Below are 12,740 nucleotides of genomic sequence, written 5' to 3'. Positions count from 1 at the left end.
CCAAAGGCGGATGCCGATCGCTTTCTTCAGCGTACGTACCTTCGTATCCACGAAGCGGTATACACCCGAGTTCCCAGAAAGCCGTCAGCCGGCGGGGAGACCTTTCGGTCGCCACCGCCGGCTGACGGGATGAAGATCAGAGTGCGCGGATGTTCGCAGCCTGCATGCCCTTGGGGCCACGCTCGGCGTCGAATTCGACTTTCTGCGCTTCGTGGAGCTCCTTGAAGCCCTCACCGGTGATCGCGCTGAAGTGCGCGAAGAGATCGGCCGAGCCGTCGTCGGGTGCGATGAACCCGTAGCCCTTCTCGGAGTTGAACCATTTCACGGTGCCAGTGGCCATCGTGTCTTTCCTTTTTCTTTTCGGGCCGCCTGAACGACCGGGTGTGCCGCTCCCACAAGTGCGGAGCGGACGTGTTCTGCGCGACCCGATGAAGACCCGCGAGAAGCCCGTCAACCGTAGCACGGCAACGGGTTCGGATCAGGAGAGCTTCCGCAGCGCAGAGCCCTTGTGTGCGGCTTTGTCGCCGCTCTTCTCGGACTCGACGATGTATGCCGGCTCATCGTCGCTGGCGGTGAACTTCTGGCCGGCGAACTGGAAGTCCTTCGTGCGGCGCTCCACCACGGTGCCCTGGGTCCGACCCTGGGACGTGCTCCAGCTGACGCGATCGCCCTTCTTGAGGTCCTTGGTCACGACATCCCCCTTCTCTTCCGAGAATGGTGACGCCCCCGCGGCGGGGAACGAAGCCCTTGACCGCGGGGGCGAAACCTGGGAAGAGTCGGATCAGACCGCCGACTCGACCTCGGAGCGTCGGGGGAGGACCCACCCGGCGCGTGGGAAGTGGCAGGTGTAGCCGTTCGGGATGCGCAGGAGATAGTCCTGGTGCTCGGGCTCGGCCTCCCAGAACGGGCCGGCGGGCTCGATCGTGGTGACGGCCTTGCCGGGCCAGAGGCCCGAGGCGTCGACGTCGGCGATGGTGTCGCGCGCGACCCGCTCCTGCTCCGGGGTCAGCGGGAAGATCGCCGAGCGGTAGCTGGTGCCGATGTCGTTGCCCTGACGGTTCAGCGTCGACGGGTCGTGGATCTGGAAGAAGAACGCCAGGACGTCGCGGTATGTCGTCTGCGACGGGTCGAAGACGATCTCCACCGCCTCGGCGTGACCGGGGTGGTTGCGGTAGGTGGCGTGATCGTTGCTTCCGCCGGTGTAACCGACGCGGGTCTGCAGGACGCCGGGCTGCCGGCGGATGAGATCCTCCATGCCCCAGAAACAGCCGCCCGCTAGGACGGCGGTCTCGGCGTCGGGGAGGCGGGTGACCGCTCCGGTGTCGGTGGGTCCACTGGTCATGAGGCGTTCTCCTTCTGGCTGTTCTCGAACAGTCTGCGGTATGCGCCGTACCCCTGGGCCTGAAGCTCGGATGCGGGTACGAAGCGCAGCGCGGCGGAATTCATGCAGTAGCGCAGCCCACCGGCATCCCGCGGTCCATCTCGGAAGACGTGACCGAGGTGGCTGTCAGCGATCGCCGACCGCACCTCGGTGCGCGGCAGGATCATCTTCCAGTCCGTCTTCGTCGCGACCGCCTCGGGTTCGATGGGGCGCGTGAAGCTCGGCCACCCGGTTCCGCTGTCGAACTTGTCGGTGGAGGAGAACAGCGGCTCTCCCGACACCACATCGACGTAGATTCCCGGCTCGTGGTTGTTCCAGTGGGCGTTGCGGAACGGCGGCTCGGTGCCGTCGCGCTGGGTGACCTGATACTGCAGGTCGGTCAGGGCGGTGATCGCCTCGGGGGTCTTGCGGTACTAGTTCGTCACGGTTCCTCCTCACGCGGCTGGCTGCCGCGTCACAGAGGAGAACTGTTCGGAGGCCGCATTTGGTCCCGCGAAGCTGGGAGCCGCCTGCGAATCCGGTGCCGATGGCAGGGTGCCGGCCGCTTGTCAACCGGGGCGCATCCGTTGTGGATGGGGGATGGAATGGATGCAGACCTCGACGAAAGGGACGTGATGAACGAGACCGCCACCGCAGACGACGAGCAGGCCAAGGTCCGCGAACTGCTGAAGAAGTTCCGCTTCGCCATGGTGACCACGCGGGCGACGGGCGGCTCCCTCCAGGCGCACCCCCTCACCGTCCAGGAGGCGGAATTCGACGGCGATCTGTGGTTCGTCATCGCGCGCCACGCCTCTGCGGTGCAGCACATCCAGGCCGACCCCCGTGTCGGGGTGTCCTTCAGCTCGAACGACGCCTGGCTGTCGCTGTCCGGTCGCGCCGAAGTGGTGACCGACGACGCGAAGCTGCGGGAGCTCTGGAACGCGGGGATCGAGGCCTGGTTCCCCAACGGCCCGGAGGATCCTGAGATCGTGCTCCTCCGGTTCGATGCAGAGGGCGGAGAGTACTGGGACAGCCCCGGCGGTCGGGTCGCGACGCTTCTCGCTTTCGTCAAGCACAAGGTGACCGGCGAGCGCCTCGAGGGTGAGAACGAGAAGTTCGACCTGTGACACCCATCGCGACGGTGGCCCGGCGACACCGGGTCGTGGTGATCGGCGGCGGAAACGGCGGGCTCTCGGTCGCCGGGCGGCTCGCTCGGCGCGGGGTCTCCGACATCGTCGTCATCGAGCCGCGGGGTGAGCACGTGTACAAGCCGCTCCTGTCGCACGTGGCGGGCGGTACGGCGCGGCTGCAGGAGACTCTGCGTCCGCAGGGAGAGGTGACCCCGCGCGGAGTCACCTGGATCCAGGATGCCGCGAGCGACATCGACCCGGAACGCTCGACGGTCACCCTCGCAGGTGGCGACGTCGTCGGATACGACCACCTCATCGTGAGCGCCGGGGTCCAGCACGACTGGAATCAGGTGCCGGGGTTGTACGCGGCGTTGACCACACCGCACGTGGTGTCGAACTACGAACCCGATCTCGCGGGGAAGGCGAGTCTGGCTCTGCGCGACCTCCGCCGCGGCACCGCTGTGTTCGTCCAGCCGCCCGGTCCCGCCTCCTGCGCGGGCGCGGGCCAGAAGCCGATGTACCAGGCCTGCGACTACTGGCGCCGGATCGGCGTGCTCGGTGACATCCGCGTCATCCTCGTTCTTCCCACTCCGACCATGTTCGGGCTCCCCGAGATCGACGCCGAATTGGAGCGCGTCGTCGCCCGGTACGGCATCGAGGTGCGGTATTCGACGGAGCTGGCGGTCGTCGACGGGGACGAGCGTCGTGTCACGCTCGAGTCGCACGGGAAGCGCGAGAGCGTGGAGTACGACGTGCTGTCCGTCGAACCTTCCCAGTCGGCCCCCGACTGGCTGAAGGCGACGCCGCTCTCAGCGGCATCCGATCCCGGCGGGTTCGTCGCCGTCGATGCCGAGACACTTCGGCATCCACGGTGGCCGAACGTGTGGAGTCTCGGGGATTCTGCCGATACGACCAATTCGAAGTCGGGCGGGGCCCTGCGCAAGCAGAGCTATGTGCTGGCGAAGAACCTCGCCGCCGTGATCGCCGGACGTCGTCCGACGGCGCGCTACGACGGGTACTCGGTCTGTCCGTTCACCGTGTCGCGCTCCACGGTCGTCTTCGCGGAGTTCGACGATCGCGGGGGGCTGAAGCCGACGATCCCCTTCTGGCGGTCGATGTACCGCGAGAACCGGCTGTCGTGGATCTTCGATCGCCGCATCCTGCCCTGGCTCTACTGGCACGCCATCCTGCCGGGCCGGCTCTGAGTCAGGCGATCCGCTCGCCGCACATGCCGCAGATCCCGGTTGCCGACACCTCGATGAAGCAGTCGGGGCACACCGGTCGCGGCTTGTCCTCCACCGCCCGGCGTTGCGGCGCCGCCCGCTCGCGTGTGGCGCGCGGGGCACGCGCCTCGCGGACGGTTGCCGGCGCGGCCGGTGGGGGCGGAGCCACCGCGGGAACGTGCGCCGCGCAGTAGAAGCGGACGAATCCGGAGTGATGATTCGGATGGCGGTGCTTGACCGCGAACAGCGCGGTGCGTTCCCACGCCACCACGTCGGCCGGGCATCCCGAGCAGCGCGCGGGATCGCCGGGGGCGACCTCGGCGGCGGGAACGGGAGTGTCGAACGGAAGGGCGTCCCGCCAGTCCGCTGAGGATGCGACTCTCATCTCGGTGGGCCTCCCGGAGGTGTCATCGGCGGTCGGTGCCGGGCGCCGGCGCCGCGTTGTTCATCGTAGGCGCCGCGGCGGGCGGTTCGTCCCCGGGGAACGCCGCGACGATCGACCATTCGGTGACGCGTCGGAGAACGTCGCGCAACGCGATCGCCTCGCTCCTGGCCGCGGCCTGCCCCTCGGACGCGTGCACGTCGATCGCGAGCGGCGGCGGCTCTCCGAACTTGGGGATCTCGATCTCGATCCACACCCCGTCGCGCAGGGGGATGCGGGGACGCGCGGTGCCGCTGCCGACCACGGTGCCGCCCGTCGCCCGCGCGATGATCGCGAGAGCCGCGAGCTTGTCGACGGCGTCGGCGGCGACGAGGGTGGCCACCGCGGCGTCGGCGGCCGGCGCGCGGGGCGGGGAGGACATGACCCCAGTCAACCAGCCCGGAGCGGCGCGTGGCGCGGGGTCGTACGCTGAATCCATGGCGACCCTCGTGCTCACCCTCGTCGGAACCGACCGTGCCGGTCTCGTGGCCGCGGTGGCAGAGGTGATCGACGCCCACGGCGGCAACTGGGAGCACAGCGAGCTGACCGAGCTCGCCGGCGCGTTCGCCGGCGTGGTGCAGGTGTCGGCGCCCGACGAGCGCCTCGACGACCTGCGGGCGGCACTGAACGCCGTTCCCGGGCTGGTCACGGTGAGTCTTCCCGGGGAAGGAGATGCGACCGCTCGCGACACGCCCTCGCGTCGCCTGTCCTTCACCGTGCTCGGCAACGACCACCCGGGGATCGTCCACGAGATCTCCGCCACCCTCGGCGCCCACGGTGTGAGCATCGACCGCATGCGGACCGAGACGCGCGATGCGGCGATGGCCGGGGGCCGCCTGTTCGAGGCGACCGTCTCGGCCGTCGTACCGCCGACCGTCGAGGTCGCCGCCGTCATCGCCGATCTCGAGCGGATCGCCGCCGAGCTGCAGGTCGACGTCTCCGCCCGCGACTGAGCGCCCCGCCCTCTGCTGCGCGGAGGGGAATTCCCCGCCGCCATCGCGGCGTTGCGATCCATGGAGGTACGCCCGTGACATCCCCACTCTTCCGCCCGCTCGCCGTGCGCGGCATCACCCTTCCCAACCGGATCGTGATGGCACCGATGTGCCAGTACTCCGCAGACCCCGACGGCCCCGACGCGGGCGCGCCCAACGACTGGCACGTCCAGCACTACGGCTCTCGGGCACTCGGTCGCCCCGGCCTCATCATCGTCGAAGCGACAGGGGTCAGCGCCGAGGGGCGCATCTCGGCCTACGACCTCGGCATCTGGAATGACACGCAGGTCGCCGCTCACCGCCGACTCACGCGGTTCTTCCGCGACAACGGTGTGGCCGCCGGCATCCAACTCGCCCACGCCGGACGGAAGGCGAGCTCACCTCGTCCGTTCGACGGCCCGTTCGGAAGCCTCGAGCCGGCCGCCGACTGGCAGCCGATCGCTCCGAGCGCCGTCGCGTTCGCTCCCGACAAGCAGGTGCCGAGGGCGCTGGACCGTGCGGGGATCGACGAGGTCATCGGGCAGTTCGCCGCCGCCGCGCGACGGGCACGCGAGGCCGGCTACGACGTCATCGAGATCCACGCCGCGCATGGATACCTCTTGCACGAGTTCCTCTCGCCCGTGTCGAACACCCGCACCGACGAATACGGCGGCCCGTTCGATAACCGCGTGCGGCTTCTGGAGCAGGTGACGGATGCCGTGCGGCAGGCGGTCGGCGAGCAGACGCCGATCTTCGTGAGGATCTCGGCCACCGACTGGGTGGAACCGGCGGGCTGGACCGCGGATGACAGTGTGCGGCTGGCGGCACGGCTTCGAGAGCGCGGCGTCGACGTCGTGCACGTCTCGACGGGCGGAAACGTCGCCGACGCGCGGATTCCGGTCGGCCCGGGTTATCAGGTGCCGTTCTCCCGCCGCATCCGTCAGGAGGCGGGGGTGCTCACCGCGGCCGTGGGACTGATCCGCGACGCCGAGCAGGCCGAGGAGATCCTGGATGCCGGAGACGCCGACCTGATCGCCCTCGCCCGGGAGTTCCTCCTCGATCCCCTGTGGCCGGTGACCGCTGCGCGCCACCTGGGCGAGGAGTGGTCGCTCGCGCCTCAGTACGAGCGGGCGGAGATCCTCGCGCGGCGAGACGCGCGGACGGCGGTCTGAATCGCCCGCGGGTGTTCCTCCGCGCCTGCGAATTCGCTCCACACCCGTCCTCAGCGATGCATGACGACATATCGTTAGGTATCGCTCAGCGTCGCGACCGCGACGGGGCGGAGGAGGTCATCATGAGCAACTCATTCTTCGGCGATGCATTCTCCGGGCGCGGCGGGTCCGCGTCGGGATGGCCGATGTCGAACATCGCGGAGGCCATGGATCAGTTGCGCTCCGCCTTCGAGAAGGGCGTCGGAGGCAGTGGGTCCGCACCGCGGATGAACCGAGGGGACGTGCGTACGGCCGTGCTCACGCTTCTCCTGGAGCGCCCCATGCACGGCTACCAGATCATCCAGCTCATCGAAGAGCGCAGCGGCGGCAGCTGGAAGCCCAGTGCCGGCTCGGTCTACCCCACGCTCCAGCTCCTCGCTGACGAAGGCCTGATCGAGGCGAAGGAAGCGGATGGGCGCAAGACGTACAGCCTGACAGAGGGTGGGATCGCCGAGGCGGAGGCCGCCGCCGAACGCGGTGCACCGTGGGAGTCCAGCGGATCATCGCACCGCGAGTCGCCGCGGATGACCGCCCTCCCGAAGGCGGGTCTCGACCTCGCACAGGCCGCCGCGCAGGTGGCCCGCTCCGGCTCGTCGGCTCAGGTGGAAGAGGCTGTCGCCGTCCTCGAGGACGCGCGCCGTAGGCTCTACTCCATCCTCGCCCAGAGCTGACTCGACGCCCCTCGTGCGTCGGCGTCCAGGAGAATCGATGACCGACGCCCGACGGATGCGCGCCCGCTACCGCCGCATCACCCGCTTCGCGTTGCGCGTCATGCTGCAGACGTGGTGGTGGGAGCTGTTCCTCCCGAGGTTCGGACTGACCGCACTCGTGGCGCGCGGGCGCGCGCGTCGGATGCGCCGGATCGCGCAGCGCTTCCACGTGCTCGCCGTGGATCTCGGCGGTCTGATGATCAAGGTGGGGCAGTTCCTTTCATCCCGGCTCGACGTCCTGCCTCCCGAGATCACGAAGGAACTGGAGGGCCTGCAGGACGAAGTGCCCCCGGTCGCCTTCGACGGAATCCGCGCGCTTGCGGAGAGCGAGCTGGGGGTGCCGCTCGAGCAGGCCTTCTCGTTCGTCGACCCGCAGCCCGTGGCTGCGGCCTCGCTCGGGCAGGCGCACCGGGCGCGGCTGTCGGGCGCCGACGCCGAGCTCTCCGGCTTCACCGACGTCGTGGTCAAGGTGCAGCGTCCCGGCATCGACCAGATCGTCGAGGTCGACCTGCGGGCGCTGCGCAAAGTCGGTGTGTGGCTCAGCAGGGTGTCGCTCGTCTCGCGCCGCGTGGACATGCCTGCGCTCGTCGAGGAGTTCGCCGAGACGTCGCTCCAGGAGATCGACTACCTGCAGGAGGGCGAGAACGGCGAGCGATTCGCGCGTGATTTCGCCGACGACCCCCGCGTGACCACGCCTGCGGTGGTGTGGGAGCGATCGACGCGGCGGGTGCTCACGCTGCAGGACGTGACCGCGATCAAGATCAACGACCGCGACGCGCTCGTCGCCGCGGGGATCGACCCGACCGATGTCGCGCTGGCCTTCGCCTCGGTGATGTTCCAGCAGGCTCTTCGGAAACGGCTACTTCCACGCCGACCCGCACCCGGGGAACATCTTCGTCACCCCGGCGGCGAGGCAGACCGGCACGGCGGCGGAGATCGGGGAGCAGGGTTGGGCACTCACCTTCATCGATTTCGGGATGATGGGCCAGGTCCCCGACTCGCTGCGCGCGGGGCTTCGGCGCCTCGTCATCGCCGTCGCGGCACGCGACGGCGTGGGTCTGGTCGACAGCATCCGCGAGGTGGGGGTTCTGCTTCCCTCGGCCGACACCGCCGAGCTCGAACGGGCCATGACGCAGCTGTTCGCGCGGTTCGGCGGTATGGGATTCGCCGAGCTCGCCGAGGTCGATCCACGCGAATTCCGCGACTTCGCGATCGAGTTCGGCGATCTCGTTCGGGCGCTTCCCTTCCAGCTGCCGGAGAATTTCCTCCTCGTCATCCGGGCGATGTCGCTGACCTCCGGTGTGTCGAGCGCCCTCGACCCCGCCTTCAACATCTGGGAGGCCGTCGAGCCGTACGCCGCCACCCTGCTGCGTGAGGAGCGCGGCAACGTCGTGCAGGCCGTCACGCGTCAGGCCGTCGACACCGCGGGACTCATCGCGCGCCTCCCGCGCCGGATCGACAAGCTCGCCACCCGCATGGAGGAGGGTCGCCTCGCGGTCGACGCGCCACGGGTCGACCGCCGCCTCGCGCGTCTGGAGCGCCTCGGCCGTCGCATCCTCTCGGCGGTGCTGTTCGGTGCCCTCCTCATCGGCGGCATCCTGCTCCGACCCGACGACCCGGTGTTCGGAACGATCCTCCTCGTCGCCGCGGTGCCGCCGCTCCTGCATGCGCTCCTGGCGGGCGTCCTCGGTTCACGGGGACCCGTCTGAGCGTCACCTCGTGTGGAGGTGCGCCGCCGCGGTGAGCAGGACCGCCGCCGTGTCGCCCGACGCGCAGCGGATCGGGTAACGCTGTTTCGAGCGGATCCATAGGTCAGCGTGGCTACCGTGGTCGAGGCAAGGGGAGTACTCCCGATCGCGGTGGACCCGTCAGTACGAACGCCCCGTGGCGTTCCGGCCCACCGGCCCGTGAGGGTGGAGGAGACCTTGACGTTCAGAAGGGATCGTCATGAGCAAGCTCTCCAAGCTGATCGGCATGGCCGCCAAGGCGCTGGACAACCAGGGCGGCTCCGCTCGGGGTTCCTCGTCCTCGGAATGGCGGGGGATCGTCCGAAGCGCCGCCGATGCACTCGGCGGCGACGGTCGTCCTGCCGCGGGCGCCGGGTCTGCCACCCCGTCTTCCTCGTCCGTGCCGTGGGGTCGTCCCTCGACCACGCCGCCACCGGCGGGTGGCATGTCCTCCGGTCGCCCGAGTGAGACCGACCGGGCGGCGATCGCCCGTTACGACTACCTGATGCGAACCGCCGACCCGCACCAGGTGGAGGAAGTCCATCGCGAGGCGTTCGCCCGACTCACTCCGCAGCAACGCCAGCAGATCGAGTCGCGCATGCGGACGGAGTTCCCGCCCGCGGAGCGACCGCGGTCGGCAGCCCCGGAAGACCTCGCCCTCGCCGCGGGCCGCGCCGAGGCCCTGCGCCCTGGCCGGATGCGCGGCCTTCTCGGCCGCGTCGGAGGCGGTGCGGCGATGGTCGGCGCCGGTGGCCTCGCCATCGGAGTCCTCGGCGCCGTGGCGGGAGCCGCTGTGGTCAGCTCGGTGGCGGTGCCGCTCCTCGAGCAGGCCGCGAGCTTCGGGGTCGACTTCGACGCCCTCGCCGACGGTGTCGATCTCTCGGGTCTGGCGGACGGCGTCGACGTCTCGGGCTTCGGCGAGGGCGCGGAGGGCCTGGTCGGAGGTGCCGGGGACGTGGTGTCGGGATTCGGCGATCAGGTCTCGAACATCGGCGACCAGTTCGGCGCGCTCGGCGACTTCTTCTGGCGGTGAGGCGGATGACCCGGCGGCGCCGGGTCATCCATGATCATCGGACACCAAGCCGATCTCGGCCTTCGAGGGTCCGAGGTCTGCGACCATGGAGGTCGTGCACGTGGTCTCGCTCGTGGTGAATCTCCCCATTGCGAAACCTGATGCGCTCGCCGTGATCGCGCTGGTGTCCGACGGCGAGGTTCAGGATGCCGGGTCGGCCGATCCGCGGGTGTGGGTCAGTGCGAGATCGTGGGCGATGATCGATCTGCCCCGCTTCGCCGAACCACCGCCGTTCGCCGTCGACGTCTGCTCTCACGACCCGGCCGCGGCGCGGGAGGATGCTCGACGCCTGGCAGCGGCCCTGGAACGCGTCGGCTGGCGGATCGAACCTTTCGGTGATCCGCCAGCCGAGTGAGCCGCGTCGGGTCTGCGCTCAGTACCAGCCGACGGACTGCGAGTGATTCCAGGCGCCGCACGGGGTGCCGTAGCGGCCGGAGATGTAGCCGAGGCCCCACGAGATCTGCGTGGCGGCGTTGGTCTGCCAGTCGGCGCCGGCCGAGGCCATCTTGTTGCCGGGGAGGGCCTGCGGGATGCCGAAGGCGCCGCTGGAGGCGTTGTAAGCCTGGTAGTTCCAGCCCGACTCCTTGTTCCACAGCGACACCAGGCACGAGAACTGGTCATCGCCCCAGCCGTAGTTGCCGAGCATCGCGCGGGCGGTCGCCTGCGCACCTGCGGGGCTGTTGTCGCCACCGGTGCTGCCGCCGGTGGGGACGAAGCCACCCCCGCCACCGCCGCCACCGGTGTTGCTCGAGGTGGCGCGGGCCTGGGCTGCCGCCTCCGCCGCTGCTTGAGCGGCAGCCTCGGCCTCGAGGCGAGCCTTCTCGGCGGCCTCCTCTTCGGCCTTCTTCGCCAGCGCTCCGTCGAGGCTGCCCCGCAGCTGGGTGACCCGCTGGTCGACCTCGACCACCGCCTCGGTCACGTCGTCGGCGAGGTCGGGCAGGAACGCTGCGGGCAGGACGTCGGCTGCCTGCAGCCGAGCGAGCGCCGATTCGAGCTCAGCGGTGTCGACGGTCGGGTCGGCCTCGCCGATGTCGAGCGCGGCGGCCTGGATGTCGGCCTCGATCGTGTCGGCAGCGGCAAGGGCCTCTCCCGCCGCGTCGGTCGCCGTCGCGTCAACGTCGACGGTCTCGCTCACGGGCGCCGCCGTCGACGTGCGGGCGGCCAGCGGCGAACTCGACGCGGTCGTGTACGAGGCGAGCGTGACTGGACCGAAGGCGGTGGTCGACGAGGCGGCCGCGGTCGGTGCGGTCGCGGTGATGCCGACGGCTGCGAGCACCGAGAGGCTCAGGCCGGCGACGACGAGGGCCGGCCGACGGCGCGAGCGCCGGTCAGCGGCGCGACGGGTGCGGCGGGCGGACGTATTCGTCGTGGTGGAGCGCATGAAGTACCGGTTTCGTGTCGGGGGATGCGTCGGCGAGCGACGCGGCACGCGCCCGGGCGGGGCACAAGTCCCCGAGTCTGGTGCCTGAGTCTGGACGCTTCCCGTGCGTTACCTGAATGTGATGATCTCCCTGCGGCGGCGGAAAAGTCCTGATGGACGGGCTGGGGAACGGATGACGGGGCGCCGCGTACGCTGTCAGGGTGACCCTGGATCCGACGTCGGATGCCGCGCGGCAGGCCCTCCGAGGGCTGGTGCGCGCCGCCGCAGACGACCCCCGCGGTGGCTTGGGCGAGCGCGTGGCGGGGCTACCAGATGTGGATGACGCACGAGACGCGGCGGTGCTGATCCTCTTCGGCGTGCTCGACTCCCAGCCCAGTGCCGTCGGCACCGACGTGGCTGCGGTCTCCCGTGACCTCGACGTGCTGCTCCTGGCGCGAGCGCTGACGCTGCGCTCGCATCCGGGCCAGGTCGCCTTCCCCGGCGGTCGGGTGGATGACGGTGACGACGGTCCCGTCGCGGCGGCGCTCCGCGAAGCGCAGGAGGAGACGGGACTCGATCCCGCGGGGGTCGAGGTGCTCGGCACGCTCGGCGCCATCCCTCTGGAGTACTCCCGGCACCGGGTCACCCCCGTGATCGGGTGGTGGCGCCGCCCTTCTCCCGTGCGGGTCGTCGACGAGGCCGAGTCCGCGGATGTGTTCCGTGCGCCGGTCGCCGACCTCCTGGATCCGGCCAATCGCGGGGTGACAGTCATCCGACGTGACGGCCGCGAGTGGCGCGGACCGGGTTTCCTCGTGCGCGACGGCGTTCGCGAGCACCTGGTCTGGGGTTTCACCGGCATGCTGCTGGACGGTCTGTTCGACAGCGTCGGCTGGACCCGCCCCTGGGATGCCTCGCGCGAGCTTCCTCTCGTGCTGCCGGAAGCGGCTAGCCGCCCATCTCCGGCAGCGGGGTGACGACCGCGAGTGAGCCTGCCTCCTGGCAGGCAGCGGTCGCGGCGTTGATCGCGTCGATGTAGCCCTGATTGGCCCCCGACGGATCTGCGGCGGCCTGCACCTGGACGTCGTAGATGAACGGGGTGATCTCCGTGTCGTAGGTCGGCATGTACACCCAGGCATCCTGCAACGCGGCCAGGCGCGAGACGTACTCGACCTCGTCGATCCGACCCGTCTGGTATTCGAAGTTCGTGCGGATCGCCACGCCGCTGAGCGCACTGATCTGCCCGCACTCCCACGCCAGGACCGGATCCGGTCCGGTCGGCGTCGGCGCGATCGGCGCGGTGGGCGTCGGGGTGGGCGTCTCACCGTCTGCGACGATCCGTTCGACGATCCCGCACCCCGACAACGCGGCGGCGAGGGCAAGCGCGGCTCCGCCGGCACTCAGACCCCGGATGACGTGCGCCGACCCGCGTTCTCTGCGGTGGTCGATCGCCGTTCTCCTCGCTCGAAGCGCTCCCATGCGGCATCCCCCCTCTTCCCGCGGCCAGCCTACGACCCGCACCCCACCCGCGAGAGTGCATCTGCGCGCCGAGGATGCG

General features: G+C 70.0%; 16 protein-coding genes and 1 pseudogene. 9 read left to right on the top strand and 8 right to left on the bottom strand.

Translation table 11 applies throughout. From position 1 onward, the window contains the following. Positions 1–136: 136 nt before the first annotated feature. From QSU92_RS03470 to msrB, 4 genes are all read right to left on the bottom strand, one after another. On the bottom strand, positions 137–340 hold the full coding sequence (locus tag QSU92_RS03470) for a cold-shock protein (protein WP_124293899.1): 204 nt from the start codon (positions 338–340) through the stop codon (positions 137–139). A gap of 138 nt (positions 341–478) precedes the next feature. Continuing rightward, on the bottom strand, positions 479–691 hold the full coding sequence (locus QSU92_RS03465) for a hypervirulence associated TUDOR domain-containing protein (RefSeq protein WP_124293898.1): 213 nt from the start codon (positions 689–691) through the stop codon (positions 479–481). A 90-nt stretch (positions 692–781) separates the two neighbouring features. Further along, positions 782–1,342, bottom strand: a complete 561-nt coding sequence (gene msrA / locus QSU92_RS03460) for a peptide-methionine (S)-S-oxide reductase MsrA (protein WP_289264799.1) — start codon at positions 1,340–1,342, stop codon at positions 782–784. Then, the gene (gene msrB / locus QSU92_RS03455; RefSeq protein ID WP_289265807.1) at positions 1,339–1,773 is read right to left on the bottom strand and encodes a peptide-methionine (R)-S-oxide reductase MsrB; all 435 of its coding nucleotides are present in this window, start codon (positions 1,771–1,773) and stop codon (positions 1,339–1,341) included. The genes msrA and msrB overlap by 4 nt, the downstream gene beginning before the upstream one ends. Positions 1,774–1,995: 222 nt before the next feature. On the opposite strand from msrB, the gene QSU92_RS03450 reads away from it, so the two are divergent. Together QSU92_RS03450 and QSU92_RS03445 are read left to right on the top strand one after the other, a co-directional pair. Beyond that, positions 1,996–2,487: a pyridoxamine 5'-phosphate oxidase family protein gene (locus tag QSU92_RS03450; RefSeq protein ID WP_289264798.1), complete on the top strand. Its 492-nt coding sequence runs from the start codon at positions 1,996–1,998 to the stop codon at positions 2,485–2,487. 14 nt (positions 2,488–2,501) lie between these two features. Further along, a complete protein-coding gene (locus QSU92_RS03445; RefSeq protein WP_289265806.1) occupies positions 2,502–3,695 on the top strand; it encodes an NAD(P)/FAD-dependent oxidoreductase in 1,194 nt (397 codons plus the stop codon). Position 3,696: 1 nt separating this feature from the next. Here QSU92_RS03445 and QSU92_RS03440 read toward each other — a convergent pair whose 3' ends face one another. Beyond that, positions 3,697–4,098, bottom strand: coding sequence for a glucose-6-phosphate dehydrogenase (locus QSU92_RS03440; RefSeq protein ID WP_289264797.1), 402 nt, complete (start codon positions 4,096–4,098; stop codon positions 3,697–3,699). Positions 4,099–4,120: 22 nt separating this feature from the next. Then, complete coding sequence (locus QSU92_RS03435) at positions 4,121–4,516, bottom strand: hypothetical protein (RefSeq protein ID WP_289264796.1); 396 nt, start codon at positions 4,514–4,516, stop codon at positions 4,121–4,123. A gap of 55 nt (positions 4,517–4,571) precedes the next feature. On the opposite strand from QSU92_RS03435, the gene QSU92_RS03430 reads away from it, so the two are divergent. The 6 genes and pseudogenes from QSU92_RS03430 to QSU92_RS03405 all read left to right on the top strand — a co-directional run bounded on the left by QSU92_RS03430 (position 4,572) and on the right by QSU92_RS03405 (position 10,180). Beyond that, positions 4,572–5,087: a glycine cleavage system transcriptional repressor gene (locus QSU92_RS03430; RefSeq protein WP_289264795.1), complete on the top strand. Its 516-nt coding sequence runs from the start codon at positions 4,572–4,574 to the stop codon at positions 5,085–5,087. Between the two features lie 74 nt (positions 5,088–5,161). Further along, complete coding sequence (locus QSU92_RS03425) at positions 5,162–6,277, top strand: NADH:flavin oxidoreductase/NADH oxidase (protein ID WP_289264794.1); 1,116 nt, start codon at positions 5,162–5,164, stop codon at positions 6,275–6,277. A gap of 122 nt (positions 6,278–6,399) precedes the next feature. After that, positions 6,400–6,987: a PadR family transcriptional regulator gene (locus tag QSU92_RS03420; RefSeq protein WP_289264793.1), complete on the top strand. Its 588-nt coding sequence runs from the start codon at positions 6,400–6,402 to the stop codon at positions 6,985–6,987. 37 nt (positions 6,988–7,024) lie between these two features. Continuing rightward, positions 7,025–8,735: pseudogene (locus QSU92_RS03415) on the top strand (ABC1 kinase family protein). Positions 8,736–8,973: 238 nt separating this feature from the next. Continuing rightward, positions 8,974–9,786, top strand: coding sequence for a cation-transporting ATPase (locus QSU92_RS03410; protein WP_289264792.1), 813 nt, complete (start codon positions 8,974–8,976; stop codon positions 9,784–9,786). 85 nt (positions 9,787–9,871) lie between these two features. Beyond that, positions 9,872–10,180 carry a hypothetical protein gene (locus QSU92_RS03405; RefSeq protein ID WP_289264791.1) on the top strand — a complete coding sequence of 103 codons (309 nt, stop codon included), beginning with the start codon at positions 9,872–9,874 and terminating at the stop codon, positions 10,178–10,180. Between the two features lie 18 nt (positions 10,181–10,198). Here the strand turns inward: QSU92_RS03405 and QSU92_RS03400 are convergent, their stop codons facing one another. Beyond that, on the bottom strand, positions 10,199–11,206 hold the full coding sequence (locus QSU92_RS03400; RefSeq protein ID WP_289264790.1) for an aggregation-promoting factor C-terminal-like domain-containing protein: 1,008 nt from the start codon (positions 11,204–11,206) through the stop codon (positions 10,199–10,201). Between the two features lie 200 nt (positions 11,207–11,406). On the opposite strand from QSU92_RS03400, the gene QSU92_RS03395 reads away from it, so the two are divergent. Continuing rightward, positions 11,407–12,159, top strand: a complete 753-nt coding sequence (locus tag QSU92_RS03395; protein ID WP_422880412.1) for an NUDIX hydrolase — start codon at positions 11,407–11,409, stop codon at positions 12,157–12,159. Here QSU92_RS03395 and QSU92_RS03390 read toward each other — a convergent pair. Further along, complete coding sequence (locus tag QSU92_RS03390) at positions 12,131–12,661, bottom strand: hypothetical protein (RefSeq protein WP_289264789.1); 531 nt, start codon at positions 12,659–12,661, stop codon at positions 12,131–12,133. The two genes, QSU92_RS03395 and QSU92_RS03390, sit on opposite strands and share 29 nt — an antisense overlap. Positions 12,662–12,740: the final 79 nt, after the last annotated feature.

This window comes from Microbacterium sp. ET2 (genome assembly GCF_030347395.1).
Lineage (GTDB): Bacteria > Actinomycetota > Actinomycetes > Actinomycetales > Microbacteriaceae > Microbacterium > Microbacterium albipurpureum.
This window is presented reverse-complemented; position numbering and strand designations above follow the sequence as displayed.

What these genes read in the sequence shown, in the direction of transcription:
- QSU92_RS03470 (WP_124293899.1), bottom strand. Translation starts at nt 340, where the DNA reads ATGGCCACTGGCACCGTGAAATGGTTCAACTCCGAGAAGGGCTACGGG.
- msrA (WP_289264799.1), bottom strand. Translation starts at nt 1,342, where the DNA reads ATGACCAGTGGACCCACCGACACCGGAGCGGTCACCCGCCTCCCCGAC.
- QSU92_RS03450 (WP_289264798.1), top strand. Translation starts at nt 1,996, where the DNA reads ATGAACGAGACCGCCACCGCAGACGACGAGCAGGCCAAGGTCCGCGAA.
- QSU92_RS03440 (WP_289264797.1), bottom strand. Translation starts at nt 4,098, where the DNA reads ATGAGAGTCGCATCCTCAGCGGACTGGCGGGACGCCCTTCCGTTCGAC.
- QSU92_RS03435 (WP_289264796.1), bottom strand. Translation starts at nt 4,516, where the DNA reads ATGTCCTCCCCGCCCCGCGCGCCGGCCGCCGACGCCGCGGTGGCCACC.
- QSU92_RS03430 (WP_289264795.1), top strand. Translation starts at nt 4,572, where the DNA reads ATGGCGACCCTCGTGCTCACCCTCGTCGGAACCGACCGTGCCGGTCTC.
- QSU92_RS03420 (WP_289264793.1), top strand. Translation starts at nt 6,400, where the DNA reads ATGAGCAACTCATTCTTCGGCGATGCATTCTCCGGGCGCGGCGGGTCC.
- QSU92_RS03410 (WP_289264792.1), top strand. Translation starts at nt 8,974, where the DNA reads ATGAGCAAGCTCTCCAAGCTGATCGGCATGGCCGCCAAGGCGCTGGAC.
- QSU92_RS03405 (WP_289264791.1), top strand. Translation starts at nt 9,872, where the DNA reads ATGGAGGTCGTGCACGTGGTCTCGCTCGTGGTGAATCTCCCCATTGCG.
- QSU92_RS03400 (WP_289264790.1), bottom strand. Translation starts at nt 11,206, where the DNA reads ATGCGCTCCACCACGACGAATACGTCCGCCCGCCGCACCCGTCGCGCC.
- QSU92_RS03390 (WP_289264789.1), bottom strand. Translation starts at nt 12,661, where the DNA reads ATGGGAGCGCTTCGAGCGAGGAGAACGGCGATCGACCACCGCAGAGAA.